This is a genomic window from Streptococcus sp. Marseille-P7376 (genome assembly GCF_902460385.1).
GTDB lineage: Bacteria > Bacillota > Bacilli > Lactobacillales > Streptococcaceae > Streptococcus > Streptococcus sinensis.
In genome coordinates this window covers 1-24,469 of record NZ_CABPTS010000020.1, presented here as the reverse complement: position 1 = coordinate 24,469, position 24,469 = coordinate 1, and the positions used below count along the sequence as shown (strand labels likewise).

General features: G+C 44.6%; 30 protein-coding genes, 1 tRNA gene, 1 other RNA gene and 1 pseudogene. 29 read left to right on the top strand and 4 right to left on the bottom strand.

Translation table 11 applies throughout. The features are described from left to right. The first annotated feature begins 9 nt into the window (after positions 1-9). The 15 genes and pseudogenes from comGA to folK all read left to right on the top strand — a co-directional run bounded on the left by comGA (position 10) and on the right by folK (position 11,437). Complete coding sequence (gene comGA, locus FZ952_RS09305; RefSeq protein ID WP_148881467.1) at positions 10-951, top strand: competence type IV pilus ATPase ComGA; 942 nt, start codon at positions 10-12, stop codon at positions 949-951. Continuing rightward, complete coding sequence (gene comGB / locus FZ952_RS09300; RefSeq protein WP_148881466.1) at positions 899-1,915, top strand: competence type IV pilus assembly protein ComGB; 1,017 nt, start codon at positions 899-901, stop codon at positions 1,913-1,915. The genes comGA and comGB overlap by 53 nt, the downstream gene beginning before the upstream one ends. Beyond that, the gene (gene comGC / locus FZ952_RS09295) at positions 1,912-2,229 is read left to right on the top strand and encodes a competence type IV pilus major pilin ComGC (protein ID WP_062199890.1); all 318 of its coding nucleotides are present in this window, start codon (positions 1,912-1,914) and stop codon (positions 2,227-2,229) included. The genes comGB and comGC overlap by 4 nt, the downstream gene beginning before the upstream one ends. Next, entirely contained in the window at positions 2,189-2,623 is a 435-nt protein-coding gene (gene comGD, locus FZ952_RS09290; RefSeq protein WP_148881465.1) for a competence type IV pilus minor pilin ComGD, read from the top strand. The genes comGC and comGD overlap by 41 nt, the downstream gene beginning before the upstream one ends. Continuing rightward, positions 2,589-2,882 (top strand): competence type IV pilus minor pilin ComGE, encoded by a 294-nt coding sequence (comGE, locus tag FZ952_RS09285; RefSeq protein WP_187423908.1) that lies wholly within the window; start codon positions 2,589-2,591, stop codon positions 2,880-2,882. Before comGD ends, comGE begins: the two co-directional genes overlap by 35 nt. Then, positions 2,845-3,303: a competence type IV pilus minor pilin ComGF gene (comGF, locus tag FZ952_RS09280; protein ID WP_410468295.1), complete on the top strand. Its 459-nt coding sequence runs from the start codon at positions 2,845-2,847 to the stop codon at positions 3,301-3,303. Before comGE ends, comGF begins: the two co-directional genes overlap by 38 nt. Beyond that, positions 3,284-3,664: a competence type IV pilus minor pilin ComGG gene (comGG, locus tag FZ952_RS09275; protein ID WP_062199899.1), complete on the top strand. Its 381-nt coding sequence runs from the start codon at positions 3,284-3,286 to the stop codon at positions 3,662-3,664. Before comGF ends, comGG begins: the two co-directional genes overlap by 20 nt. A gap of 80 nt (positions 3,665-3,744) precedes the next feature. Beyond that, positions 3,745-4,698 carry a class I SAM-dependent methyltransferase gene (locus FZ952_RS09270; protein WP_148881464.1) on the top strand — a complete coding sequence of 318 codons (954 nt, stop codon included), beginning with the start codon at positions 3,745-3,747 and terminating at the stop codon, positions 4,696-4,698. Positions 4,699-4,746: 48 nt separating this feature from the next. Then, entirely contained in the window at positions 4,747-5,940 is a 1,194-nt protein-coding gene (locus FZ952_RS09265) for an acetate kinase (protein ID WP_148881463.1), read from the top strand. 133 nt (positions 5,941-6,073) lie between these two features. Beyond that, a pseudogene (locus tag FZ952_RS09260) lies at positions 6,074-6,794 on the top strand (CPBP family intramembrane glutamic endopeptidase). A gap of 171 nt (positions 6,795-6,965) precedes the next feature. Then, a complete protein-coding gene (locus tag FZ952_RS09255; RefSeq protein ID WP_262366354.1) occupies positions 6,966-7,586 on the top strand; it encodes a hypothetical protein in 621 nt (206 codons plus the stop codon). Positions 7,587-7,762: 176 nt separating this feature from the next. Further along, complete coding sequence (gene folP, locus FZ952_RS09250; RefSeq protein ID WP_148881460.1) at positions 7,763-8,716, top strand: dihydropteroate synthase; 954 nt, start codon at positions 7,763-7,765, stop codon at positions 8,714-8,716. A gap of 2 nt (positions 8,717-8,718) precedes the next feature. Beyond that, complete coding sequence (locus tag FZ952_RS09245) at positions 8,719-10,062, top strand: bifunctional folylpolyglutamate synthase/dihydrofolate synthase (protein ID WP_148881459.1); 1,344 nt, start codon at positions 8,719-8,721, stop codon at positions 10,060-10,062. Next, positions 10,043-10,597 carry a GTP cyclohydrolase I FolE gene (gene folE / locus FZ952_RS09240; RefSeq protein WP_148881458.1) on the top strand — a complete coding sequence of 185 codons (555 nt, stop codon included), beginning with the start codon at positions 10,043-10,045 and terminating at the stop codon, positions 10,595-10,597. The genes FZ952_RS09245 and folE overlap by 20 nt, the downstream gene beginning before the upstream one ends. Before the next feature lie 27 nt (positions 10,598-10,624). Next, the gene (gene folK, locus FZ952_RS09235) at positions 10,625-11,437 is read left to right on the top strand and encodes a 2-amino-4-hydroxy-6-hydroxymethyldihydropteridine diphosphokinase (RefSeq protein WP_148881457.1); all 813 of its coding nucleotides are present in this window, start codon (positions 10,625-10,627) and stop codon (positions 11,435-11,437) included. Between the two features lie 171 nt (positions 11,438-11,608). Here the strand turns inward: folK and FZ952_RS09230 are convergent, their stop codons facing one another. Beyond that, positions 11,609-12,865 (bottom strand): ISL3 family transposase, encoded by a 1,257-nt coding sequence (locus tag FZ952_RS09230; RefSeq protein WP_148881456.1) that lies wholly within the window; start codon positions 12,863-12,865, stop codon positions 11,609-11,611. A 225-nt stretch (positions 12,866-13,090) separates the two neighbouring features. On the opposite strand from FZ952_RS09230, the gene FZ952_RS09225 reads away from it, so the two are divergent. The 9 genes from FZ952_RS09225 (at position 13,091) to FZ952_RS09185 (ending at position 18,937) form a co-directional block, all read left to right on the top strand. Next, entirely contained in the window at positions 13,091-13,798 is a 708-nt protein-coding gene (locus tag FZ952_RS09225; RefSeq protein WP_148881455.1) for an ABC transporter ATP-binding protein, read from the top strand. A gap of 1 nt (position 13,799) precedes the next feature. Then, positions 13,800-14,588 (top strand): lantibiotic ABC transporter permease, encoded by a 789-nt coding sequence (locus FZ952_RS09220; protein ID WP_148881454.1) that lies wholly within the window; start codon positions 13,800-13,802, stop codon positions 14,586-14,588. Next, positions 14,588-15,310, top strand: a complete 723-nt coding sequence (locus FZ952_RS09215; protein WP_148881453.1) for an ABC transporter permease — start codon at positions 14,588-14,590, stop codon at positions 15,308-15,310. The genes FZ952_RS09220 and FZ952_RS09215 overlap by 1 nt, the downstream gene beginning before the upstream one ends. Before the next feature lie 12 nt (positions 15,311-15,322). After that, the gene (locus FZ952_RS09210) at positions 15,323-16,021 is read left to right on the top strand and encodes a response regulator transcription factor (RefSeq protein ID WP_148881452.1); all 699 of its coding nucleotides are present in this window, start codon (positions 15,323-15,325) and stop codon (positions 16,019-16,021) included. Next, positions 15,988-17,025: a sensor histidine kinase gene (locus FZ952_RS09205; RefSeq protein WP_148881451.1), complete on the top strand. Its 1,038-nt coding sequence runs from the start codon at positions 15,988-15,990 to the stop codon at positions 17,023-17,025. The genes FZ952_RS09210 and FZ952_RS09205 overlap by 34 nt, the downstream gene beginning before the upstream one ends. Positions 17,026-17,165: 140 nt before the next feature. Further along, positions 17,166-17,369, top strand: a complete 204-nt coding sequence (locus FZ952_RS09200; protein WP_148881450.1) for a helix-turn-helix transcriptional regulator — start codon at positions 17,166-17,168, stop codon at positions 17,367-17,369. After that, on the top strand, positions 17,366-17,530 hold the full coding sequence (locus FZ952_RS09195) for a hypothetical protein (RefSeq protein ID WP_002910823.1): 165 nt from the start codon (positions 17,366-17,368) through the stop codon (positions 17,528-17,530). The genes FZ952_RS09200 and FZ952_RS09195 overlap by 4 nt, the downstream gene beginning before the upstream one ends. Positions 17,531-17,539: 9 nt before the next feature. After that, positions 17,540-17,974, top strand: a complete 435-nt coding sequence (locus tag FZ952_RS09190; protein WP_148881449.1) for a hypothetical protein — start codon at positions 17,540-17,542, stop codon at positions 17,972-17,974. A 195-nt stretch (positions 17,975-18,169) separates the two neighbouring features. Continuing rightward, positions 18,170-18,937 carry an epoxyqueuosine reductase QueH gene (locus FZ952_RS09185; RefSeq protein WP_037617351.1) on the top strand — a complete coding sequence of 256 codons (768 nt, stop codon included), beginning with the start codon at positions 18,170-18,172 and terminating at the stop codon, positions 18,935-18,937. Positions 18,938-19,359: 422 nt separating this feature from the next. Here the strand turns inward: FZ952_RS09185 and FZ952_RS09180 are convergent. From FZ952_RS09180 to FZ952_RS09170, 3 genes are all read right to left on the bottom strand, one after another. Next, a tRNA-Lys gene (locus FZ952_RS09180) sits at positions 19,360-19,432 on the bottom strand. Between the two features lie 4 nt (positions 19,433-19,436). Continuing rightward, positions 19,437-19,630, bottom strand: a non-coding RNA gene (ssrS, locus tag FZ952_RS09175) — 6S RNA. Between the two features lie 67 nt (positions 19,631-19,697). Next, on the bottom strand, positions 19,698-20,966 hold the full coding sequence (locus FZ952_RS09170; protein WP_148881448.1) for a replication-associated recombination protein A: 1,269 nt from the start codon (positions 20,964-20,966) through the stop codon (positions 19,698-19,700). Between the two features lie 87 nt (positions 20,967-21,053). Between FZ952_RS09170 and FZ952_RS09165 the strand changes: the two genes are divergently transcribed. The 5 genes from FZ952_RS09165 (at position 21,054) to FZ952_RS09145 (ending at position 24,303) form a co-directional block, all read left to right on the top strand. After that, positions 21,054-21,524 (top strand): DUF3013 family protein, encoded by a 471-nt coding sequence (locus FZ952_RS09165; RefSeq protein ID WP_148881447.1) that lies wholly within the window; start codon positions 21,054-21,056, stop codon positions 21,522-21,524. A 9-nt stretch (positions 21,525-21,533) separates the two neighbouring features. After that, entirely contained in the window at positions 21,534-21,986 is a 453-nt protein-coding gene (locus FZ952_RS09160; protein WP_148881446.1) for an NUDIX hydrolase, read from the top strand. Continuing rightward, the gene (locus FZ952_RS09155) at positions 21,983-22,453 is read left to right on the top strand and encodes a GNAT family N-acetyltransferase (protein ID WP_148881445.1); all 471 of its coding nucleotides are present in this window, start codon (positions 21,983-21,985) and stop codon (positions 22,451-22,453) included. The genes FZ952_RS09160 and FZ952_RS09155 overlap by 4 nt, the downstream gene beginning before the upstream one ends. A 143-nt stretch (positions 22,454-22,596) precedes the next feature. Beyond that, the gene (prmA, locus tag FZ952_RS09150; protein ID WP_187423909.1) at positions 22,597-23,550 is read left to right on the top strand and encodes a 50S ribosomal protein L11 methyltransferase; all 954 of its coding nucleotides are present in this window, start codon (positions 22,597-22,599) and stop codon (positions 23,548-23,550) included. Further along, positions 23,551-24,303 (top strand): 16S rRNA (uracil(1498)-N(3))-methyltransferase, encoded by a 753-nt coding sequence (locus tag FZ952_RS09145; protein ID WP_148881443.1) that lies wholly within the window; start codon positions 23,551-23,553, stop codon positions 24,301-24,303. It begins immediately after the preceding gene. Positions 24,304-24,469: the final 166 nt, after the last annotated feature.

Below are 24,469 nucleotides of genomic sequence, written 5' to 3'. Positions count from 1 at the left end.
GGAGGACTTATGGTTCAAGAAATTGCAAAGGAAATGATTCAATTGGCCAGGCAGGAAGCGGCCCAAGATCTTTATCTGATTCCCAAGAGCTCTTGCTATGAGCTCTATATACGAGTGGGTGATGAGCGGCGTTTCATTCAAACCTATGATTTTGATTTATTATCATCGGTCATCAGCCACTTTAAGTTTGTATCAGGCATGAATGTAGGGGAGAAGAGGCGCAGTCAGCTAGGTTCCTGTGATTATGATTGTGGAGATGTTACAGTTTCGCTTCGTCTGTCGACGGTCGGGGATTACCGTGGCTATGAGAGCTTGGTTATTCGTCTCCTGCACGATGAGGAGCGTGAGCTGCGTTTTTGGTTTGACAATCTGCCTGATCTTCGTGAAAAAGTAAATTCTCGCGGCCTTTATCTGTTTTCAGGACCAGTTGGTAGTGGAAAGACGACGCTGATGCACCAGCTGGCTCAGATGAAATTTGGGCAACAACAGGTCATGTCTATCGAAGACCCTGTGGAAATCAAGCAGGAAAACATGCTCCAGCTTCAGCTGAATGAAACGATTGGGATGACCTACGATAGCCTCATCAAGCTGTCTTTGCGTCACAGGCCGGATCTATTGATTATCGGTGAAATCCGCGATCAAGAAACGGCTCGTGCGGTGGTAAGGGCTAGTTTGACAGGGGCAACGGTCTTTTCAACTATCCATGCTAAGAGCATTCGCGGAGTGTATGAGCGCCTGCTGGAGCTGGGTGTCAGTGAGGATGAGCTGCGCATGGTGTTACAGGGCGTCTGTTACCAGCGCTTAATCGGGGGAGGAGGTGTGATCGACTTTGTCAACCAAGACTATCAAAAGCACGAAGCCAATCTCTGGAACCAGCAGATTGACCAGCTTTTTGCAGATGGACATATCACAGCTGATCAAAGGCAGGCAGAAAAAATTATCTACGCCTAAGCAAAAGAAGATTATCGAGCTGTTTCGCAATCTCTTTACCAGCGGTTTTCATTTGGCGGAGATTGTTGATTTCCTGCGGCGGAGTGCCCTTTTAGAGGAATTCTATGTCGCGGAAATGCGTTCGGGCTTGGCTGCTGGCCAGTCATTTTCCCAGATGATGAAGCGTTTAGGCTTTTCGGATAATGTGGTCACCCAGCTGTCTTTGTCAGAGCTGCATGGAAATCTAAATCTTAGTTTGGGTAAAATCGAGGATTATCTGGAAAATCTATCCAAGGTCCGTAAGAAATTGATTGAGGTGGGGACTTATCCCTTGATGCTGCTTGGGTTTCTAGTGCTGATTATGCTAGGCTTGCGTAATTATCTCTTGCCCCAGCTGGACAGTCAAAATATGGCCACTCAGTTCATTCATCATCTACCACAAATCTTTCTGGGAAATGTTTTGGCGTTTTGCTTGGTGATTTGCGGTGGCTGGCTCTATTATCGCAAGAGCTCTAAGATGAGATTTTTCAGTCGTTTGGCCAAGGTCCCTCTTGTTGGCACCTTAGTACGAGCCTATCTGACGGCCTACTATGCGCGTGAATGGGGCAATATGATTGGTCAAGGGCTGGAATTGAGTCAGATCTTTCTTATCATGCAGGACCAGCCCTCTCAGCTCTTTCAGGAGCTGGGGCGAGACTTGGAGACGGCCTTAGGTGCGGGTCAGGGCTACGCCGAGAAGGTCGGCACTTATCCCTTCTTTAAGAAAGAGTTGGCCTTAATCATCGAATACGGTGAGGTCAAGTCCAAGTTGGGTGACGAATTGGAATTGTATGCCGAAAAGACTTGGGAAGAGTTTTTCCTGAGAATCAACCGTGCCATGAATTTGATTCAGCCTCTCGTCTTTGTCTTTGTCGCCCTTGTGATCGTTTTACTTTATGCAGCCATGTTGCTGCCAATTTATCAGAATATGGAGATTCAATTATGAAAAAACTAAAAACTTTGAAGGTTAAAGCCTTCACTCTGGTGGAAATGTTAGTCGTCCTTTTAATTATCAGCGTCTTGATGCTCTTGTTTGTTCCAAATTTGACTAAGCAAAAGGATACTATCTCAGAAAGCGGTAACGCGGCTGTCGTCAAGGTAGTGGAAAGTCAGGCTGAGCTTTATGAATTGAAGAATGTTAATGAAAAAGCCACTCTAGGAAAATTGGTTGCGGATGGTCGGATTACCGACAAGCAGGTGGAATCTTATAAGGCTTACTATGGAAAAAACAGTAGTGAAACTCGCGCAGTTGCGGATTAAGGCTTTTACGCTGCTGGAAAGTCTCCTAGCTTTATTTGTAGTCAGTTTCATTTTATTAGGTCTATCTGCCTCTGTTCAGGCTGGTTTCAATCAAGTGCAGGAGCAGCTGTTTTTCATGGAATTTGAGCATCTTTATCAGGAGAGCCAAAAGCTGAGTCTGGCTGGGCATGAAAAGATAAAGCTGACCATTTCGGACCGTAAGATTTCCAATGGCTACCAGCAAGTTGAATTTCCCAAGACCTTGCAGGAGCATGCTCCTCAGACTATTCAGTTTGATCAAGCTGGCGGGAATTCTTCGCTCAGCAAGATTGTTTTTCAAACGGAGGATAAAAGGGTTGTTTACCAGCTTTATATGGGCAATGGAAAATTTAAAAAGACGACGAATGAAGGCTAGCATTTTGCTGGAGGCCTTGGTGGCAATGGCGGTCTTTGCGGCTATTGCCAGCCTCCTTCTTGGCCAAATTAGTCAGTCGCGGCAGGAGCAGACACGATTATTGCAGGAGGAGGAAGTCCTACGGGTTGCTCGGATGGCCATGCAGACGGGGCAGGAAAGTCTGACAGTCAATGGCATCACGGTCCGCCAGGTCAAGACAGACCGACAATTAACCGTTTATCATCAGGAGGAGAAGGTGCTCAGTGTTAAAAAACGTTAGAATCAAAGCTTTTACACTTTTAGAGACTTTAGTTGCCCTGCTGGTTTTGAGCGGTGGGATGTTAGTCTTTCAGTCTATGACTAAGCTTTTGGCTTTTGAACTACGACAGCAACAGGAAAATAAGCAGCAGGAATGGCTCTTATTTGTCGATCAGTTAGAGACGGAGCTATCGCGCAGCCAATTTGACAGGGTCGAAAACGACAAAATCTATATCAAACAGGATGGCAAGAATCTGGCTTTGGGCAAATCTCGGGGTGATGATTTCCGGAAAACGGATGCTTCAGGGCGTGGTTATCAGCCTATGATTTATGGACTTAAAGCTGCTCCGGTCAGTCAGGAGGGAGACCTTGTTCGCTTTCGCTTCCGGTTTGACAATGATTTAGAAAGAGAGTACATCTATCGTGTGCAAGATAAAAGTTAAGGCAGGCATCTTGCTTTATGCCCTCTTCATGGCAGCGGTCTTCAGCTTGCTTTTGCAGTTTTATCTAAATAGGCAGGTGGCCAATCAGCGCCTCTTCCAAGCAAATCGAGAGCGGGTAGAAGCTTATGCTTTGGCTGTTTTGACCAAGGACACCGTCACAGAGGATAGCGGTCAGTTAACGTTTGACCAAGGGAGCACCCATTATCGCCAGCAGGGGAAAATGCTGGAGGTCAATAGCCAACTCGCCAATCAGAAGAGCTATTCTTTCTATTTTGAAAATAAGAAGGAGGCAGAAACGAAGGCAAAAAATGCTAAAGAAAATGAAGAACATTCGCTTTCAATCGACAAAAACCGTAAGTGATAGAAATGTAAAAGATTTGTAATCCGATACCCCTTGGAAAGACGTCTTCTTTTTGGTATCATAAGACAACGGAGGATGCCATGAAATTTGAAAAGATAGAACGAGCTTACAACTTGATTTTAGAAAATGTGCAAAATATCCAAAATGCTCTGGCAACCAATTTTTACGATGCCTTGATTGAGCAGAATGGGATCTATCTGGACGGGGATACCGATTTACAAGAAATTCTGAAAAATAACGAGAAGCTTCGCGCTTTGCATTTGACTAAGGAAGAGTGGCGTCGGGCCTATCAGTTTATTTTTATGAAGGCCTCTCAAACAGAGCCGCTTCAAGCCAATCATCAATTCACGCCTGATTCGATCGGTTTGTTGATTAGTTTTTTGATTGACCAGCTGGCGAAAGGTGAAAAGGTCGATCTTCTCGAAATTGGAAGCGGTATGGGAAATCTGGCTGAGACCATTCTCAATCATACTCAAAAAAATATTGATTATCTAGGTTTGGAAATTGACGATTTACTGATTGATTTGTCCGCTAGCATTGCTGAGGTCATGAATTCCAAGGCACATTTTGCCCAAGGAGATGCTGTGCGTCCTCAGGTTTTAAAAGAGAGCGATCTGATTATCAGTGATTTGCCAGTGGGCTATTATCCGGATGATGCGGTTGCTTCTCGCTATGAGGTTGCCAGTCCAGAAGAGCATACCTACGCTCATCATCTCTTGATCGAGCAGTCGCTGAAATATTTAAAGCCAGGAGGCTATGCTATCTTTCTTGCGCCAAATGATCTGCTGACGAGTAAGCAAAGTCACTTGCTTAAAAAATGGTTGCTTTCTAAAGCCCAGCTTCTTGCAATGATTGTCCTGCCAGAAACTATTTTCTCAAGCAGTCAGCATGCTAAGACACTTTTTGTTTTGAGGAAACAAGAAGAGACAGACATTCAGCCTTTTATCTATCTCCTGCAGGATTTGCAGAATCAGAATGAGATTTTGAAATTTCGGGAAAGTTTTCAAAACTGGCGCAAAGATAGTGAAATTTAAACAAATTTTTGATATAATAGGTTTGAAAACGCTTAAAGAGGTGACGAAATGTCAAAAACTATTTCTATTAATGCTGGAAGTTCGAGTTTGAAATGGCAGCTTTATTTGATGCCAGAAGAAGAAGTGCTCGCAAAAGGCCTGATTGAACGGATCGGTCTCAAGGATTCTATCTCTACAGTAAAATTTAACGGCCGATCAGAAAAGCAAATTTTAGATATTGCTGACCATACTCAGGCTGTGAAAATCCTATTAGATGACTTGATGCGCTTTGATATTATCCAGTCTTATGACGAAATTACAGGTGTTGGCCACCGTGTCGTTGCAGGTGGGGAATATTTCAAGAAATCAGCTCTGGTAGATGAAGAAGTCATTGAAAAAGTCGAAGAATTAGCTCTTTTGGCTCCTCTTCATAATGGAGCAAATGCTGCGGGAATCCGTGCTTTCAAAGAAATCTTGCCTGATATTACCAGTGTCGTGGTTTTTGATACTTCTTTCCACACAACGATGCCAGAAAAGGCTTATCGTTACCCGTTGCCAACGAAATATTATACTGAAAACAAGGTTCGGAAATATGGGGCGCATGGTACCAGCCATGAATATGTCGCCCACGAAGCTGCGAAAGTGTTGGGTAAACCGATTGAAGAATTAAAACTGATTACTTGCCACATTGGGAATGGGGCTTCTATCACAGCAGTGGATAAGGGGATTTCAGTAGATACTTCTATGGGCTTCACTCCGCTTGGTGGTATTATGATGGGAACACGTACGGGAGACCTTGACCCAGCGATTATCCCATATTTAATACAACATACAGATGACTTTAATACGCCAGAGGACATCAGTCGCATCCTAAATCGTGAATCCGGACTTTTGGGTATTTCTGAAAGATCGAGTGATATGCGGGATATTCATGCGGCGATGCGTGCAGGTGATGAGAAAGCTCAGTTGGCCAATGAAATCTTTGTCGATCGAATCCAAAAATATATTGGCCAGTACTTAGCGGTTTTAAATGGAGCAGATGCAATCATCTTTACAGCTGGGATTGGCGAAAACTCTGTAACGATTCGTCGAATGGTTATCGAAGGAATTTCTTGGTTTGGCTGCGATGTTGATCCCGAAAAGAATGTCTTTGGTGCAACAGGAGACATCTCAACAGAAGCTGCTAAAGTAAGGGTTCTGGTCATTCCGACAGATGAAGAATTAGTCATTGCGCGTGATGTAGAACGTTTTAAGAATCAATAATCAACCACAAAGCCCTCACTAGGATTTATAGACCTAATGAGGGTTTTTGATTTGCTTTTATCCGTTTGTAAGTGATTGCGCAGCAATCATGGACATCGTCTCACTTACTTTTAGCGACATATTTAGAAATTAGCTGTACAGGACGGAAAATTTTCGCTATACTAAGAAAATAGGAGGAAAGTATGAAAAGTTTTTTGAAAAAAATAGAATATAGTTTACTTGTTTTGTTTGTGGCTTTGCAAACTCAGGTCCCTTTTGTAGTGATTCAACAGTTTAAAGAAGGAGGGCAAGGTTTTTCAATGGGGCAGACCTTGCTTGTCTTGATGATTTATTTACTCATTATTTTTTATGCCCTGCGAATGGCCAAGAAAGAGGCCTTGCTGACCTTAGATTTTCGATTTTTCAAATGGTCATCGGTCGGCTGGCTGGCTCTGTCCTATCTGATGACTTTTGGGGTTAGTATTTTGGCAGTGATTATTTTGATTTTAGAAGGTCAGCTTTCAGGAACGACAGCCAATCAAGCTGCTTTGGAAGGTTTATTTCAGCATATGCCAGTTGTTTTGGTTGTTGTGGGAGCTGTCTTTTCAGCACCGATTTTAGAGGAAATTATTTTCCGTGGCTTGATTCCGAAAAAGCTATTTCCTAAGCATGATGTGATTGGTTTGGTGGTCGGCTCAGTTCTTTTTGGCCTTTTCCACGGTCCGACCAATATTGGCAGTTTTGTCCTTTATGCTGGTATGGGTGGAGTTCTGGCATTTGTTGTTTATAAGACTAAGCGTCTGGAAATGGGGATTTTAGCCCATATGTTGCGTAATGGCCTCGCTATCCTAATCATGTTGGCTATGAAGCACTAATGATGGACAGATGAGAGATGAAGAGGTCATTTTTGGCCTCTTTTTGACCTTTTAGGGTTAAAAAGTGTTTTTTTAGGATAGACAGCTAAGAGGCTAATCCTTTTTCTTTATAATTAAAGTTATATTTCAGCTTTAGGGAGTGAAAGGGAGATTATGCTCAGATTACAAAAAATGATTCAAATTTTATTAGTGGCGATGCTGACTCAAGCAAGCTTGCTGCTTTTGGCCCAACCAGTGTCGAATCGGCTGGTCTTATCTAGGCCTAGTTTTCTCTTTATCCTTGGCCTGATTCTCTGTCTCTTATGTTATACCTTTTATTTTTCACATGAGCTAGAGGATTTTAAGGAAGAAGTGCGCTCTTCAGAACGATTTCAGCACTTGCGCTGTCTCTATTTTTTGATGATTGCAGCCAATGCAGTGGGTGTGGTTCTTCTCTGTGGTTGGGAGACCTCGCTGCTAGCACCCGTACAGCAAATGTTCTCAGACAGTTTTTTCTCTTCCTCACTATTGCTGCTGGGCATGGATTTATTTATCTCCTCACCACTGACTGCCAAGAAAATTACGCTAAAAGTGCGGATGAGCTATCGAGAAAATTGGGGGCTTGTGCTAGGGATTGCTCTCTTTTCTCTTTTTCGAAATCCTGGAGAACTGTCGTGTTTTCTTCTTTATCTTGGGTTAGGAACATGTTTTGTTCAGCTGTTAAAAGGGTGGATACAGCCACTGGAGCTGTCCTTGCTGGCCCATGTCATCCGAAATATTATCGTTCTCGGTCTTTTGCCCTTCTGTTTGTAAAAAGTGTTTTCTTAAATGGTAGAATTGTGGTAAAATGATAAGTGAAACAAGAGTCTGAAAGGGCTGCTTGTAGGAACAAGTGCAGTTTATAAAACTGCTGCTGCATCTGCTGTTGGCTTTGCGGTACACTAGATAGGTGTACCCTTTTTGTTAAGAGGCAGCATTGGAAAGGAAATATGATAAATCTAAGACAGCTTGCCCCTGAAGGCAAGACGGCCCTTTGCGGGATTCTCAATGTTACCCCAGATTCCTTTTCGGATGGGGGCAGATACGATACGGTGGAAAAGGCTCTGGAGCAGGCTCGAAAGACGAGAGCTCAAGGAGCTCATCTGCTGGATATCGGCGGTGAGTCGACTCGTCCGGGTAGCCATTTTGTGGAAATAGAGGCCGAGATAGAGCGAGTGGTGCCGGTCATTGAGGCTCTTCGTCGGGAGAGTGATATCCTCATTTCTGTGGATACTTGGAAGGCACCGGTTGCAGAAGCAGCTTTGGCTGCTGGAGCCAATATCATCAATGACATCACGGGACTCTTGGGTGATGAGAGAATGGCAGTTGTGGCTGCCAGGGCTGGAGCACCAGTTATTGCCATGTTCAATCCAGTCATAGCTCGGCCCCAACATGCTAGCTCGAAAATCTTTCCGACTTTTGGCTTTGAACCTGCTTTTACCGAGTCAGAATTAGCAAATTTTGAGCAGCTGGATATTCAGGCGCTCATGTGGGCATTTTTTGAAAAGACACTGGAAAGAGCTGAGAAAGCTGGGATGGACCGGGAGCAGATTATGCTAGATCCAGGGATTGGCTTTGGTTTGACCAAGCGGGAGAATCTTCTGCTCCTACAGGAGTTGGGGAGCATTCATCAGGCTGGCTTTCCCATTTTTCTGGGTGTCTCTCGCAAACGCTTTTTGGTCAATATCTTGGAGGAAAATGGTTTTGAGACCGACCCAGATACGGAAGCTGGTTTTCAAAACAGAGACATGGCTTCAGCTCATTTGACCAGCATTGCGGCCAGTCAGGGTGTTGAGGCTGTCCGAGTGCATGATGTGGGAGTCCACCGAATGGCAGCCGAGATTGGCGATGCCGTTCGACTGGCTCAGAAAATGGAAGATCTAAATTTACGGCAGTATAAGTGAGTATGATAAAAGAAGAATTGTCAGATTTAAGCTGGCTGGAAGCCTATCGGACGGATAGCCCTAACTTTGGACTGGAACGAATGGAGCGGATGCTGGCGCTGCGGGGAAATCCCCATTTGCAGCTGTCAGTGATTCATATAGGAGGGACCAACGGGAAGGGCTCAACCATTTCCCATCTGCGTCAACTCTTGGAAATGCGAGATCTGCGTGTGGGAACCTTTACTTCTCCCTATCTAATCAGTTACAATGAACAAATCGCCATCAATGGTCTACCTATTGCCAATCAAGATTTGGAGCGCCTGCTAGAGACTTATCGAGCTCTCTTTGAAGAGCGTGCGAATGATGAGGTTTTGCAGGGAGTGACTGAGTTTGAGATCATGACGGCTTTGGCCTATGATTATTTGGCGCAGGAGCGGGTTGATGTGGCCATTATGGAGGTCGGTATGGGCGGCCTCTTGGATAGCACTAATGTCTGCCGATCTGATTTGACGGCTATTACGACCATTGGCTTAGATCATGTGGCTCTGCTGGGGCATTCTCTGGTGGCGATTGCCGAGCAAAAAGCAGGGATTGTCAAGCCAAATGTGCCCTTGGTGACTGGGCGGATTGAGCCAGAAGCTCTGGCGGTCATTGAGAATAAGGCTTATCAAATGCAAGCGCCTCACTATGTTTATGGGCAGTCTTATCAAGTTCAGAGCTTGGGCGGGACTGACTCAGGAGAGCATTTTAGCTTTTCCAATACCCATCGGGAGGTGGCGCATTGTCTGACGCCTCTGTTGGGACAACATCAGGTAGACAACGCTGGCTTGGCTATCCAGCTCTGTGACCTCTATTGTCAGAGCAAGCAGCTACCGCTGTTAACAGAAGATCAAGTTAGCGCGGCTTTACTAGTAACCAGTTGGCCGGGACGGATGGAGCAGATTTCGAACCAGCCTCGCATCTTGCTTGATGGCGCCCACAATCCTCACGCTATGGATAGATTGACGGGGACTTTGAACCAACATTATCCAGACTTGGATAAGAAAATCCTTTTTAGCTGTATCCAGACCAAATCTCTGGAGGAAATGGTAGCTCAGCTCAAGGAAGTACCTAAGAGTCAGTTAATTTTGACTAGTTTTGCGGATCCACGGAGCTTTTCCAAAGAAACAATGGAGGCGCTGGCTTGCGAGCAGGACTTGCACTATGCTGATTGGCAGGACTTTTTAGAGGTTTATTTGAAAGCTGAGCATAGGGCTGATGAGCTCTTGCTAATTACGGGCTCCCTCTATTTCCTGGCTCAGGTCAGGGCCTATATCATTGACAAAGAAAAAGAATCTAGGAGTGAATATGGACACGAAGAAAATTGAAGTTGCCGTTGCTCAGATTATTGAGGCGGTTGGCGAAGACGGAAGCCGTGAAGGTTTGCAGGAGACGCCACAGCGCATTGCCAAGATGTATCAGGAAATTTTTGCTGGGCTGGGCGAGACTGCTGAGGAGCATCTGGCTAAGTCTTTTGAAATCATTGACAATAATATGGTGGTGGAGAAGGATATTTTCTTCCATTCCATGTGTGAGCATCATTTCCTGCCATTTTACGGGAAGGTTCACATTGCCTATGTGCCTAATGGGCGGGTAGCAGGCCTGTCCAAGCTGGCTCGAACGGTAGAGGTCTATGCCAAGAAACCACAGATTCAGGAGCGATTGACCGTGGAGATTGCTGAGGCCTTGATGGACTATCTGGGGGCTCAGGGAGCCTTGGTCTGGGTAGAAGCTGAGCATATGTGTATGAATATGCGTGGAGTCAGAAAGCCTGGCACTGCAACAGTTACTACAGCAGCGCGCGGTATTTTAGCGACGGACAAGGACCTGAAAAATGAAGCTTACAAACTGATGGGGCATTAAGGGCTTGACAGCACGGAGAGGAGAGTCATGGATCAACTACGGATTAAGGATTTGGAAGTGTACGCCTATCATGGTGTTTTTGGAGCGGAAAAAGAACTGGGTCAGCGTTTTGTGCTAGACTTGATTTTGGACTATGATATGACCCGAGCTGCCAAAACAGGCGACCTGACAGCTTCTATTCACTATGGAGAATTGGCTCAAGATCTGACCCGCTGGTGTCAGGAAAGTAAGGAAGACTTGATTGAGACGCTGGCTTACAAGCTGATTGATCAGATTTTTCTGACGCATCCTTTGGTGCAGAGGGCCAGCTTGGAGGTCAAGAAGCCTTGGGCGCCGGTGCCGCTGCCTCTGGAGACCTGCTCAGTCAAGTTAGTGCGTCAAAAGCGGAAGGCCTTTATCGCTCTGGGAAGCAATCAAGGCAGCCCAGCTGCCAATCTTGATGCAGCTTTGGAAAAAATGGCAGAGCAGAAAATAAGAATTTTGCAGGCATCAAGCCGCATTGAGACAGAGCCTTGGGGTGGCGTTGAGCAAGACAAGTTTCTCAATCAAGTTGTTGAAGTTGAAACTTGGCTCAATCCTGAGGAATTAATGCAGATCCTGCTGGCTATCGAAGCGGAACTAGGGCGCATGCGGGAGATCAAATGGGGACCGCGTGTGATTGATCTGGATATTCTTTACATAGGACAGGAGGAGATATACAGTCCAAACTTGATTGTTCCTCATCCTTATGTGGCTGAGCGAGCTTTTGTTTTGCAATCTCTGGTGGAAATCGCCCCACACTTTGTCGATCCCGTGCAGAAAAAAAGCATCCGCCAACTCTGGGATGCAGTCGAAAAATGAAAAAAGGAGTCTGGGACAAAAAGATTTCAATTTTTAAAAATCTTAATTATTAAGCCCTTCAAATATATAATTAAATGCGAAAAGCGAACAAAGCAGAATTCTGATTACCAGAAAACTAGTTTTGTTCGCTTTTTATATGGCTCTTTGTCAACTGTAGTGGGTTGATGTCAGCTAAGATCTGGAGAGGACCGAATTGGTTCTCTCCTTTTTGATATTCAAAGTGATGAGAATTCTAGTTCTAAAGTTGTCAAAGTTCCGAAAGCCAAAAGCGTTGCGCTTGATAACCTTGATGAGGTTGTTAGTAGCCTCCAGTTTTGCATTTGAGTAAGGGAGTTCAAGAGCGTTGATAATTTTATCTTTGTCCTTGAGAAAGGTTTTAAAAACAGTCTGAAAGATAGGATTTATACAAGAAATCCTTTCTTCAATGAGTCCAAAGAAATGCTCAGCTTGTTTCTCTTGAAAATGAAAAAGCAAGAGTTGGTAAAGCTCATAGTGTTCTCTGAGTTCTTGAGAGTAAGAGAGCAGCTTTTTAAGAATCTCTTGATTTGTCAAGTGCATGCGAAAAGTCGGACGATAAAAGCGTTTATCGCTGAGTTTCCGACTATCTTGTTGAATGAGTTTCCAGTAGCGTTTCAATGCTTTGTATTCATGCGATTTTCTCTCCAATTGATTCATGATTTGAACACGAACACGACTCATAGCCTGGCTGAGATGTTGTACAATGTGAAAGTGATCGAGGACGATTTTAGCGCATGGAAAAAGTTGTCTAGCCAAGTCATAGTAGGGACTAAACATGTCCATGGTAATGACTTTAACGCCGTTTCGGACCTGTCTGGAATAGCGCAGAAAGTGATTGCGAATCGTTGCTTGGGTCCGTCCATCTAAGATAGCTACGATTTTTCTGGAATCAAAATCCTGTGCAATGAAGCTCATCTTTCCTTTCTTGAAGCTGTATTCATCCCAGCTCATGTGTTCTGGAAGCCAGTTGAGGTCAGTCTTGAACTTGAATTCTTTCAATTTACGAATGACGGTGGAAGTAGAGACAGCCAAGTTTTCAGCGATAGCTGTCATAGGGACTTTGTCGATTAGTTTTTGAGCGATTTTCTGGTTGACGATGGTTGCGATTTGGTGATTCTTCTTGACTAAGGACGTTTCTGCGACAGCTACTTTCCCGCAATCTTGACAGCGGAAACGTCGTTTCCTTAGACGAATCAATGTCTTGTATCCCGCGCACTCTAGATAGGGAATTTTCGATTCTTTCTGGAAGTCATATTTAGCCATTTTTCCTTGGCAGTGAGGGCATTTAGGTGCGGGATAATCTAGCTTAGCGAGGATTTCTTTATGAGTCCCCGAGTCCTTGTAATCTAGAGTGATGATATTTTTGTCTTTAATTTCGAGTAGGTTTGTGATAAAATTTAATTGTTCCATAAGATTCTTTCTAATGATGGTTTCGTTACTTTTCATTATAGGTCTTATGGGACTTTTTTTCTACAACAAAATCGGCTCCATAATCCCTGCGGTGGATTTACCCACTACAGAAATTATAGAGCCTTTTATATTTGAGGTCGGACTTTTGTCCCAGACTTTTTTTATTGTCTGAATTTTCTCTGAATTTGCCTCTGTATACTAAAGAAAAATCAAAAGGAGTTCAGTATGGAACATACAGTGAAAATAGAAGGAGTCTGCAAAAAGCAGGGCAGCAAGCAGATTTTAGAAGATATTTCTTTTACTGCTAGAAGCGGTCGGATTACAGCCTTTCTGGGCCCAAATGGTGCAGGGAAAAGTTCGACCTTGAGGATTCTCTTGGGGTTAGATCGGGCGACAGCAGGAACTGCGACTTTTGATGGGCGAACTTATCAGTCAATGACTTATCCGCTCAGAACGGTAGGTGCAGCCTTTGACGGCATTGGCGGTCTGCCAAATCGAAAGGTCTATGACCACTTGAGAATTATTGCAGCGAGTAATGCTATTCCCAAGTCTCGGATTGATGAGGTTTTGGAGATGACTGGAATCGCTCATAAGAGGAAGGACTTCTTGTCAAGCCTGTCTCTGGGGGAAGGTCAGCGGTTGGGTTTAGCAGCAGCTTTGCTGGGTAATCCTCAGTTTCTTATATTAGATGAGCCGACTAATGGACTAGATCCAAGTGGGATTAAGTGGTTTAGAAAGTTCATCCGTCAGCAGGCTGATTTAGGGAAAACGGTACTTCTATCCTCCCATATCCTGTCAGAGGTGCAAATGGTGACAGATGATGTCGTCTTGATTCATCATGGACGAATTATTGAGCAGGGACGATTGGAAGAGGTGCTGCAAGATTCAGACAGTCTAGAAGATCTCTTCTTTGATTTGACAGAGGAGGTTTAAGATGAAAGAAACGATGTCCTTATTGCATTCAGAATGGTTGAAAATTCAGTCAACCAAGGCTTTCAGAGTGAGTATGGCCTTTATGTTGTTATTGGTGCCTGTCGTATCCTGGCTAGAGGGCCGACAGTATTCATCTGTTGGCTTGGATGCCACACCTGAAACGGTTCCTGGGCTGATAGAAGCCGTTGACCCGTTGGAATATTTAGGTCTCAATGGAGCCTCTATGGCAGGCATGGTTTTGGTCATCTTAGCTGGAATTTTGGGAGCTATGGAATTTCAGTCTCATAGCTTGAGAACCAGTCTTTTGACCTGTAATAACCGCCTGAAGTTGCTTGTGGGGAAACTCATGACCTTTACTTGCTTTTCTCTTGCCACTAGCTTTTTATCAATCTACTTTAGTTATATGGTCATGCATCTGGCTTTAGGAAAGGAAGGGCTTGATCCGATTCTGCTCAATCATGCAGCTTGGAGTCTAATTTTGTGGAAAACCTTATCTCTGACCTTATTGGGAATCCTTTCGTTTTTGTTAGGTTTATTGGCTCGGACCATGCTAGTTCCTCTGCTTTTTCTCGTACCCCAAATCTATAATCTGGGAAACTACCTGGCAGCTCACACGAGTTGGGGAGCTTATTTGCCACAGCCAGCAGGAGAGTTGTTTACTGCAACGCCAACTTCCCAATATGCTAACAATCCCTTGCAAGGGCTGTTGATACTTGGTGCATGGTTGCTAGTCATCGGCGGCATGACCTCTCTGCGCTTTTTGAAGACGGATTTAGGAGGGCGCTACTGATGATCAAAGCTCTGCTTAAAAGTGAATGGATTAAGTTCCGTTCTTACTATCTCGCTCTTGGTGCAGCCTTGGTGGTTCTGGTAGCTGTTCCATTTTTTCTGATGAATCTTGACCATAGTCAGACAGCAGTTGGCCAGGCAAAGGCTCTGAGCGAGGTTTTGCATGCCCTCTATCTGGCGCAGCCTGTCATCGTCATCTTTACTTCGCTCTATTTTGCCCAGGAGTTTGTCAAGTCTGGGATGCGAACGAATTTTCTAACTGTATCAAATAGAAAGGCTTGGTTGGCTGGGAAATTCCTTTTTCTGGTCTTGCTGCTCTTAGTTCTCTACAGTGTTATGGTAGGCGGCTGTTTCCTTGTTATGATGGCTCGTTTTGACCTAGACTTTAGTTGGTCCTTACTGGGGAAATTCCTCTATTACAGCTCTTTTGGTCTTCTCAGCAATATTTTTCTGGCTTTTTTAACTGCTGGCCTTGCTTTGCTATTTCAATCTTGGGTTGTGCCGGTGTCGGTGCTCTTTCCTCTCTTGATTGGTCTCAGTCGTTTATTGGCAACTTTCATCAAAGAAGCAAAATACCTGCCCGATCTGGCTACGCTAAATCTTTTTGAGTATGAAGGACTTCAGCATTCAATAGATCTCTCAGGGCTGGGAATACAGCTGTTATGGTTAGCTTTGGTTTGGAGCTCTGCTATATTCTTAACCTTGAAACGAGATGTTCGCTAGAGGTATGCTATAATGGAAATCATGAGACAGTATCGTATTTTGGTGGTTGATGACGACCGGAGCATTTTGAAGCTAGTGAAAAACGTCCTAGAGCTCGATGCTTATGATGTGACGACGCTTGATCAGATAGAAGAGCTAGAATTGACGCATTTTGTCGGATATGACTTGATTCTGCTGGATGTGATGATGGAGCCTGTTAATGGTTTTGAGCTGTGTTCCTACATTCGTCCTCATCTTTCGTGTCCAATCATCTTTCTGACGGCTAAGGAATTGGAGGCGGACAAGGTGGAAGGGCTCTTTCGCGGAGCAGATGACTATATTGTCAAGCCTTTTGGAACCAAAGAATTGCTGGCGCGTGTCAGAGCTCATCTTAGGCGGGAGGAAAGGCGTGAGGAGCGATATTCTGAAATTGCTTCTTGTCAATTTTATCCAGAGTGCTATGAAGTTGCCTGTTTTGGTAAAGTCTTGAAATTTTCAGAGCGAGAGTTTAAGTTGCTGCATTTACTAGCTAGCAATCCCAAGCAGACCTTTTCAGCTGAACGCTTGCATACCTTGCTTTACCCAGAAAGTTCAGAAACACAGCTTCGCTCCATCTCAGAATACGTATATCAGATTCGTCAAAAATGCAAACAAGAAGGGCTGCAAGCAATCGCAACAGTGAGAGGAGTAGGCTATAGATGGCAATTAGGACACGAAATTTCAAAAGCCTAGTCTGGACAACCAGTTTAAAAATCGTCTTTTTCCATGTTTTGATTTTTGTGCTTATAGGCTATGAATTTACGCAAGGAAGTGATCACGTTCTTTTCACCTTGTTCTTTTGGGCAGGGAGCTTGCTGCTGATTACTTTTTATCATATTTTGAAATTGCTCCGAAAAATCGACAGGGAAATAAAAATGCTAACGAGCAAGAAGCTTTTAGAAGAAAACCAAAGCCAGCTTTTTCGGATCGAGGAAATGCTCGAAGTCTATAGCGATTTACGGAGCAGCCACCAAGAAAATGCTCGTCTTCTAGAAAAAGAGCAGCAGCATAATCAGGAGTTGATTTTACAGCTATCAGCGACATCGCACGATTTGAAGACGCCCCTAACTGTGATTAAGGGGAATGCTGAGCTCTTGGAGTTGGCGCAGTTGAGCCAGCCACAGGCAGACTATGCTGCTGAGATTTTGCAGGCTAGTCACAAGATGGAAGAGTATTGCGGCTCTTTGATTGATTACGCTAAGACTTTTCAGATTGATTCTAATCAGTTCAGTCAGCTTTCCTTAGGGGACTTTTTGGCTGATTTACAAGACGACTGGGCACTGTTCAGCAAACAGGAAAGCTATTGTTTTTATCTCCAAGAAGATTGTGATCTTAGTCTGATTTTGTCGATTCACTTGGACTATCTCAAACGGGCTTTGCTCAATATTTTACTGAATGCGCTTGAACATGCTGATCCGGATCAAAAGGAAGTGAAGCTGATGGTATCAGTGCAGCAGGATCAGTTGGTTTTTGCTATCTGGAACAACGGCCCTTCATTTTCAGAGGAGATGCTGCTGGGAGCGGAACAGCTCTTTTATCAGAGTGACCAAAGCCGCAATTCAGCTAATCCCCATCATGGTATCGGCTTAGCCTTTTCTAAGCAGGTAGCTCTCTTGCACGGTGGTCGTCTGACCCTGCTCAATCCAGACCAAGGAGGAGCCTGTGTCGAGTTGACTGTAGCTTTAAAAGGCAAATAACAAAGGAAATCAATAAAGATGATAAAAGGACTGAAATGTTTAAAGTTTCAGTTCTTTTTTGCCGCTTTCTTCTTGACAAAAGATGTAAAGGAGGCTTTACTATATTTAAAGAGTAAAGGGTGTTTTACAAAGGAGAGAAGATGGACAACCGCATTCAGGAACTGCGTAAAAGAAAAAAGCTCAGCCAGGAGGAGCTGGCTGAGAAGCTAGAGGTCACGAGACAAACGATTATTTCTTTGGAAAAAGGCCGCTACAATGCCTCGCTGCTTTTGGCTCATAAAATTGCATCCTTTTTCAATTTAAGAATTGAAGAAGTGTTTCGCTTTGAGGAGGATGAATCATGAAATGGACTTATTTGTGTAAATGGATATTGGCTATTTTGGTGGTGGTTGGCTTATTTTATCTCCATTTGCAAGCCAATTTTATCCCTAAGGAAATCCTGCCTTTTGTGGGAGTTATCTTGATTGTGGTGATTTTGAAAATTTTTCAAGCGTATGAAAAATAGGAGGCTGACATGGAAATATTAACTAAACAAGAATTTCGAAAAAAACTTCAAAGAAAAATCCTCATGGGGCGCATACTTAGCTTGGTTTTGTTACTGGGTCTGGCTTACAGTCATCTTCACTCTCTGGATGATTTGCAGGAAGGTATTTTGGTTGGACTGCTCTTAGGACTGTCTGGGATGACCATTCGCTACAATGCTGCTCTGGGGCAGAAGGACCGTTTCGAGCGGCTGTATATTCAGGTGACGGATGAGCGTAATCAGATGATTGATGAAAAGGCCCGAACTCTGCTTTTCAATATTCTCTTGCTTCTCGGTGCCTGCCTAACTGTCCTGTCCATGATTTTTCCCTTCACTCTGCCTCTCAGTCAGTTTTTGACTCTGACACTTAGCCTGGTTCTGGTCCTTTATTATCTTTTGCGCCTTATCTTATCTAGACGCTATTAGAATAATGGTGTCTGAGAATCCTCAGTACGGTAAATCTAGGCGGGAACGTTCTAGGCAGAAGTAAAAATAATCGAGTATTTTGGGGGCCGCCCCCTTTTAGCCTGTTCAATGGTTTGTCTGAAACATTCTTCTATGATAAAATAGAGTGCATGGATTTGTAGCAAAGGTCAAGTCCAGTTTTCCAAGGAGAGCTTTATGATTAATGTAGAAGAAATTTTGAGTAGGATGAATCCTAACCAGAGAATTAACTATGACCGCGTGATGCAACAGATGGTTAAGGTCTGGCAAGCAGATAATACTCGACCTAAAATTTTAATGCACGTCTGTTGTGCGCCGTGTAGCACCTATACACTAGAGTATCTGACTCAGTATGCTGATGTGACGATTTACTTTGCCAACTCTAACATCCATCCAAAGGCAGAATATCACAAACGGGCTTATGTGACGCAGAAGTTTGTCAGCGATTTCAATGAAAAAACAGGAAATCATGTGCAGTACATTGAGGCTCCTTACGAGCCTAGTGAATACCGCAAATTGGTTCGAGGATTGGAAGAGGAGCCAGAAGGTGGCGACCGTTGCAAGGTCTGTTTTGACTATCGCTTGGATAAAACCGCACAAATGGCTGTGGACCTAGGTTTTGACTATTTTGGTAGTGCCTTGACCATTAGCCCACACAAAAATTCCCAAACCATCAATAGTATTGGAATTGAAGTGCAAAAGATTTACACTACTCATTATCTGCCCAGTGATTTCAAGAAAAATCAAGGATACAAACGCTCTGTAGAGATGTGTGAAGAGTATGATATTTACCGTCAATGTTATTGCGGCTGTGTTTACGCTGCTCAGGCCCAGAATATTAACCTATTGCAAATTAAAAAAGATGCAACGGCTTTTTTAGCTGATAAAAATCCTGAAAAAGATTATTCACATATCAAATTTACAGTTACTCACTTGGATAGATAATTTATCCGCCCAAATATTTTTGCAAATAAAAAAGAGCCCGGCTGACCAGAATCAGTCGGGATTATAGCTATTGATAGACTGGTTTTAGTTACCTGAATTATAATAAAAATGTATTAAAAAACTTTGTTAGCTTTAACAATACAATCAGACTCTTAGAGATTGTAAATAAAATTTTTGATGATTACGCTAGCAAACCATGATTATTAATTTCTTCATCTTGTGACAGAACCAGAGACTTTCTAACGCTTCTTGCAGGACGCTGAGAAAACTATTTGCCATCATACTTGGTTTTGCCTAGTATGTTCTTTAATTTTCCTCAAGTATAAAAATTTCACTGTAAAATCATGACGAATTGAGTGACATATTTCTTTAGAACAATCAAAAAAGCCTTATAAAACAAGGCTTTTTCTTCTGTATTTCTATACCCCCTGCAGGGCTCGAACCTGCGACCCATAGATTAAGAGTCTACTGCTCTACCAACTGAGCTAAGGAGGCAACAGAAAAAGCTGTATTGGTGCCGGACCTTCACGATTTGTATTGAACCCGCGCAATTAAGCAGGTGGGCAACGCGCTCTAACTGAAGCTGCTTCCGCGTGACACGGCCTGCACGCTGTTAGAAGTCTTTTGTTTCCCTAGTAATACAAAAAATAGTCGGTCAACACTTAAGTGTGAAGTCGTACACCACAGCGTTTCTATAATTATGATACCATAAATTTTGAAAAATTCAAGAGAAAAATATGATTTTTTGCAAACGATGCCATCATTTTTTTAAGTAATCAATTTTATCCTTGGTCATACCAAGGGCTCGCTCATATTTTCCATTTTCATTTGGGGTGAAATAATCCGCGTCTTTTATTTTATCTGGCAGATAGTCTTGTTTGACCCAATTGCCGGGATAGGAGTGAGGGTAGAGATAGTCCTGAGCGTTACCTAACTCCTTGCTACCGCTATAGTGTCCGTCGCGCAGGTGGCGGGGGATAGACAGATTTCCATTCTTTCGTAAGTCAGCTAAGGCCTTGTCCATGGCCAGATAGGCTGAGTTGGATTTGGGGGATAGAGCCAAGTCAATGACAATATTAGCAATGAGGATCCGGGCTTCAGGAAAGCCGATCCGTTGGGCTGCCTCTAGCGCTGTGACCGTGTGGACTTGGGCGTCCGGATTTGCTAGACCGATATCCTCGTAAGCGATAACGGTCAGGCGTCGAGCAAGGCTAGGCAAGTCTCCTGCTTCAATGAGGCGGGCAGCATAGTGAAGGCTGGCATTGACATCAGAGCCGCGGATGGACTTCTGCAGGGCAGAGAGGACATCGTAATGGCCGTCCCCGTCCTTATCCATGGTAATGTAGCTCTTTTGCAGGCTGTTTTCCATCACATCAAGCGTGATGTGGCGGATACCCTTATCATCTTCTGGGGTAGAGAGTACGGCTAAGTCCAGCGAATTATAGGCGGAGCGCAGGTCTCCGTTGGTGGAGACAACGATAAAGTCGAGAGCCTCCTCGTCTAGCTCCACTGGAAAATCAAATCCTCGCTTCTTGTCTGCCAAGGCTAGCTGAATGGCTGTTCGAATATCATCATTACTGAGGGGCTCAAGCTCAAATATCTGAACCCGGCTGCGAATGGCAGGAGTGACAGAGAAGAAAGGATTTTCCGTCGTGGCCCCAATCATGATGACCAGACCGCTTTCTAATAGCGGTAGCAGGAAGTCCTGCTTGGTCTTGTCCAAGCGGTGAATCTCATCGAGCAGGAGAACCAGACCGCCGGAAAATTTCGCTTCTTCAGCAATCTCCTGCAGGCGCTTCTTGCTATCTACGGTGGCGTTAAAGGTCCGAAAAGCATATTTAGTCGTGCCGGCAATAGCCGAGGCGATAGAGGTTTTGCCGATGCCGGGTGGTCCATAGAGAATCATCGAGGACAGGCGGTTGGCTTCAACCATGCGACGGATGATTTTTCCAGGTCCGACCAGATGCTGCTGGCCGATGATTTGATTAATGCTAGTCGGCCGCATGCGCAGGGCGAGGTTTTCTGGCATAAGATTTCCTTTCTGCAAGTGTTTTTCTTGGCTTTTTGTGTTACTATTGTAGATAGTAATATTTTATCACAATGAAAAGAGGAAATCATGGCTAAGTACGGTTTTTTGGAGATATTGGACGAGGAAATGGGGAAGAGTTTTCCTTTTGACTATGAGATAAACTGGGACAAGAAGAATCACGCGGTGGAAGTAGCCTTTCTCCTTGAGGTGCAAAATCCCGGCGGGATTGAGACGGTTGATGCTGAGGGCAATGCCTCGGCTGAGGATATTTACTTTGAGGAAGCTGTGCTTTTCTATAATCCAGTCAAGTCTCGTTTTAAGGCCGAGGACTATCTGGCAGCCCTGCCCTATGAGCCTAAAAAGGGGCTGTCACGGGAGTTTCTGGCTTATTTCGTGGATTTTCTAACCCAAACAGCTGAGTCTGGTCTCGATGCACTCATGGACTTTTTAGCAGATCCAGAGGCAGCAGAGTTTGAGATGGCTTGGAATGCTGAGGCTTTTGAAAATGGCAGAGCTGATTTGGTTGAAACTGAGTTTTATTCCTATCCGAGGTATTAGGAGGCGCTGATGGCAAATGCTGAAGGACTAGATTTGCTGCACAAACAGATGGAGTTTTCTGGCTGCAAGATCGCCTTGCTCAGTGATGACAAGCTACTGACTATCTTGCGAGACGATATTTCAACCATTCCTTGGCCCAATATGTGGGAGTTGCCGGGCGGTGGCCGAGAGGACGAGGAAACGCCTTTTGAATGTGTTCAACGAGAGGTTTTTGAAGAGCTTGGTTTGAAGCTTGAAGAAGCGGATATTGCCTGGGCTAAGGAATATCAAGGAATGCTTGATCCAGACAAAACCTCTATTTTTATGGTGGGAACTATCACTCAGGAAGATTTTGCCAGTATCGTCTTTGGCGATGAGGGACAGGCTTATCAGATGATGGATGTGAGCCAGTTCTTATCAGATAAAAAGGTTATTCCGCAGTTGCAGGACAGGTTGAGTGATTATTTGGAGGTGCGAGCATGATTTATATTGAACGGGCGGGAGCTGAGGATTTAGAGACTATTATTGCAATTCAGCGAGCGAGTTTTAAGGCAGTTTATGAGAAATATCAGGATCAATACGACCCCTATCTGGAGGAGCGAGAGCGGATTCGCTGGAAGCTGGTCGAGCGGCCCAATAGTTTTTATTATTTTGTCAAAGACGACGAGAAGATTCTGGGCTTTATCCGCTTGAATACAAATGATGAACAGACAGCAGGCTGGATTGGGACAGTGGCGATTTTGCCAGAGCACCAGAATAAAGGATATGGCTCTGAGGGGCTTGGTCTGATTGAGGAGAAATTCTCCACCATTAGGCAATGGGATTTGTGTACGGTTTTCCAAGATAAAGGCATGGTGGCTTTTTATGAGAAAAACGGCTACCATCAGACCCATACTGAGCCCGAAAAAGAGGGCATGGATATGGTCTACATGACAAAGAGAATGGAATAAATAAAGAAAGGATTGTTCAGTTAAATTTCTAAACTGAACCCGCCCTAAACACTGTGCCAAAAAGATAAGGTTCTCTTAGACGCAAGCGTCGTCAGAGAATTTCCTATTTTGGCTTTGCGATTTACGGGCTTGGTATTTTAATGATGGATACTTGGCAGGAATTAACGATTGAAGTGAAGCGTGAGGCGGAGGAAGCGGCCTCTAATATTCTGATTGAGCTGGGCAGTCAGGGTGTGGTTATCGATGACAGCGCAGATTATCTGGGGCAGGTTGACCAGTACGGTGAACTTTTTCCAGAAGTTGAGCAGAGCGAGCGGGTCCGGATTACCGGCTACTATCCGGATTCTGTGGATATAGAGGCTGTTGCGGTCCAGGCCAATGAGCGACTGGCTGAGCTGGACGACTTCGGCTTGGAGACGGGAGATATTCAGCTGACTCGGCAAGAACTGGCTGAGGAAGACTGGGCGGACAATTGGAAGAAATACTTTGAGCCAGCTCGTATCACCCATGACTTGACTATTGTGCCGTCTTGGACGGACTATGAGGCGACAGCTGGTGAGAAGATTATCAAGCTGGATCCTGGCATGGCCTTTGGGACAGGCACTCACCCGACGACCAAGATGAGCCTCTTTGCGCTGGAGCAGGTCTTGCGGGGCGGTGAAACGGTGCTGGATGTAGGCACAGGCAGCGGCGTTCTGTCCATTGCTAGCTCTCTCTTAGGCGCTAAGGACATCTACGCCTATGATTTAGACGAGGTAGCGGTGCGCGTGGCGCAGGAAAATATCGAGCTCAATCCAGGTATGGAGAACATTCATGTGGCTCCGGGTGATCTTCTCCGAGGCGTAGAAATCAAGGCGGACGTCGTCGTTGCCAATATCTTGGCCGATATTCTCATCCATCTGACTGAGGATGCCTATCGTCTGCTCAAGGATGAAGGCTATCTGATTATGAGTGGGATTATTTCTGAGAAGTGGGAAATGGTGCGCGAGTCAGCAGAAGCAGCAGGATTTTTCTTGGAAACGCATATGATTCAGGGCGAATGGAATGCCTGTGTCTTCAAGAAAACGCAGGACATTTCAGGCGTGATAGGTGGTTAGATGCAGCAGTATTTTATAAAAGGAAAAGCTCAGTCTCCTCTGGTCATCACGGACAAGGACACAGCTAAACACATGTTTTCGGTCATGCGGCTCAAGGAGGGCGAGCAAGTCACGCTGGTCTTTGATGATGGAGTGAAACGGCTGGCGCGAGTGCTAGACCCAGCCCAGCAGAGTTTGGAAATCTTGGAGGAGCTGGCGGACAATACCGAGCTGCCGGTCCAAGTGACCATTGCTTCAGGTTTTCCCAAGGGAGATAAGCTAGAATTTATCACTCAGAAGGCAACAGAGCTGGGGGCGAGTGCTATCTGGGCTTTCCCAGCGGACTGGTCAGTGGCCAAGTGGGATGGCAAAAAACTGGCTAAAAAGACTGAAAAGCTGGAGAAAATTGCCCAGGGAGCAGCAGAGCAGAGCAAGCGCAATCTGATTCCAGAGCTTCGGCTCTTTGATAAAAAGGCAGATTTTCTAGCGGCCTTGGCAGACTTTGACACCATCATTGTGGCCTATGAAGAATCGTCCAAAGAGGGAGAATCTGCAGCTCTAGTACAAGCTGTGAAAGGTTTGGCCACAGGAGATAAACTTCTCTTTATCTTCGGACCGGAGGGCGGTCTATCGCCAGATGAAATAGCAGCCTTTGGCCAAGCAGGTGCTGTCTCCGCTGGTCTAGGTCCACGCATCTTGCGGGCTGAGACAGCTCCGCTTTATGCCTTGACCGCAGTCAGTGTTTTGTTGGAATTGAGCAATGACAGTCTTTAAAAAGCAAAATCAGCAGCCATTTTGGCTGCTGATTTTTTAGGCTCTTTGTCAACTGTAGTGGGTTGATGTCAGCTAACATCTGGAGAGGACAAAATTGGTCCTCTCCTTTTTGATACTCAAAGTGATGAGAATTCTAGTTCTAAAGTTGTCAAAGTTCCGAAAGCCA

What these genes read in the sequence shown, in the direction of transcription:
- folP (WP_148881460.1), top strand. Translation starts at nt 7,763, where the DNA reads ATGATAAATCTAAGACAGCTTGCCCCTGAAGGCAAGACGGCCCTTTGC.
- comGC (WP_062199890.1), top strand. Translation starts at nt 1,912, where the DNA reads ATGAAAAAACTAAAAACTTTGAAGGTTAAAGCCTTCACTCTGGTGGAA.
- FZ952_RS09225 (WP_148881455.1), top strand. Translation starts at nt 13,091, where the DNA reads ATGGAACATACAGTGAAAATAGAAGGAGTCTGCAAAAAGCAGGGCAGC.
- FZ952_RS09170 (WP_148881448.1), bottom strand. Translation starts at nt 20,966, where the DNA reads ATGCCAGAAAACCTCGCCCTGCGCATGCGGCCGACTAGCATTAATCAA.
- FZ952_RS09245 (WP_148881459.1), top strand. Translation starts at nt 8,719, where the DNA reads ATGATAAAAGAAGAATTGTCAGATTTAAGCTGGCTGGAAGCCTATCGG.
- FZ952_RS09265 (WP_148881463.1), top strand. Translation starts at nt 4,747, where the DNA reads ATGTCAAAAACTATTTCTATTAATGCTGGAAGTTCGAGTTTGAAATGG.
- folE (WP_148881458.1), top strand. Translation starts at nt 10,043, where the DNA reads ATGGACACGAAGAAAATTGAAGTTGCCGTTGCTCAGATTATTGAGGCG.
- FZ952_RS09230 (WP_148881456.1), bottom strand. Translation starts at nt 12,865, where the DNA reads ATGGAACAATTAAATTTTATCACAAACCTACTCGAAATTAAAGACAAA.
- FZ952_RS09160 (WP_148881446.1), top strand. Translation starts at nt 21,534, where the DNA reads ATGGCAAATGCTGAAGGACTAGATTTGCTGCACAAACAGATGGAGTTT.
- FZ952_RS09270 (WP_148881464.1), top strand. Translation starts at nt 3,745, where the DNA reads ATGAAATTTGAAAAGATAGAACGAGCTTACAACTTGATTTTAGAAAAT.
- FZ952_RS09255 (WP_262366354.1), top strand. Translation starts at nt 6,966, where the DNA reads ATGATTCAAATTTTATTAGTGGCGATGCTGACTCAAGCAAGCTTGCTG.
- comGD (WP_148881465.1), top strand. Translation starts at nt 2,189, where the DNA reads ATGGAAAAAACAGTAGTGAAACTCGCGCAGTTGCGGATTAAGGCTTTT.
- FZ952_RS09210 (WP_148881452.1), top strand. Translation starts at nt 15,323, where the DNA reads ATGGAAATCATGAGACAGTATCGTATTTTGGTGGTTGATGACGACCGG.
- FZ952_RS09165 (WP_148881447.1), top strand. Translation starts at nt 21,054, where the DNA reads ATGGCTAAGTACGGTTTTTTGGAGATATTGGACGAGGAAATGGGGAAG.
- FZ952_RS09190 (WP_148881449.1), top strand. Translation starts at nt 17,540, where the DNA reads ATGGAAATATTAACTAAACAAGAATTTCGAAAAAAACTTCAAAGAAAA.
- FZ952_RS09200 (WP_148881450.1), top strand. Translation starts at nt 17,166, where the DNA reads ATGGACAACCGCATTCAGGAACTGCGTAAAAGAAAAAAGCTCAGCCAG.
- comGB (WP_148881466.1), top strand. Translation starts at nt 899, where the DNA reads ATGGACATATCACAGCTGATCAAAGGCAGGCAGAAAAAATTATCTACG.
- prmA (WP_187423909.1), top strand. Translation starts at nt 22,597, where the DNA reads ATGGATACTTGGCAGGAATTAACGATTGAAGTGAAGCGTGAGGCGGAG.
- FZ952_RS09205 (WP_148881451.1), top strand. Translation starts at nt 15,988, where the DNA reads ATGGCAATTAGGACACGAAATTTCAAAAGCCTAGTCTGGACAACCAGT.
- comGE (WP_187423908.1), top strand. Translation starts at nt 2,589, where the DNA reads ATGGAAAATTTAAAAAGACGACGAATGAAGGCTAGCATTTTGCTGGAG.
- comGA (WP_148881467.1), top strand. Translation starts at nt 10, where the DNA reads ATGGTTCAAGAAATTGCAAAGGAAATGATTCAATTGGCCAGGCAGGAA.
- FZ952_RS09185 (WP_037617351.1), top strand. Translation starts at nt 18,170, where the DNA reads ATGATTAATGTAGAAGAAATTTTGAGTAGGATGAATCCTAACCAGAGA.
- FZ952_RS09155 (WP_148881445.1), top strand. Translation starts at nt 21,983, where the DNA reads ATGATTTATATTGAACGGGCGGGAGCTGAGGATTTAGAGACTATTATT.
- FZ952_RS09215 (WP_148881453.1), top strand. Translation starts at nt 14,588, where the DNA reads ATGATCAAAGCTCTGCTTAAAAGTGAATGGATTAAGTTCCGTTCTTAC.
- FZ952_RS09145 (WP_148881443.1), top strand. Translation starts at nt 23,551, where the DNA reads ATGCAGCAGTATTTTATAAAAGGAAAAGCTCAGTCTCCTCTGGTCATC.
- folK (WP_148881457.1), top strand. Translation starts at nt 10,625, where the DNA reads ATGGATCAACTACGGATTAAGGATTTGGAAGTGTACGCCTATCATGGT.
- FZ952_RS09195 (WP_002910823.1), top strand. Translation starts at nt 17,366, where the DNA reads ATGAAATGGACTTATTTGTGTAAATGGATATTGGCTATTTTGGTGGTG.
- FZ952_RS09220 (WP_148881454.1), top strand. Translation starts at nt 13,800, where the DNA reads ATGAAAGAAACGATGTCCTTATTGCATTCAGAATGGTTGAAAATTCAG.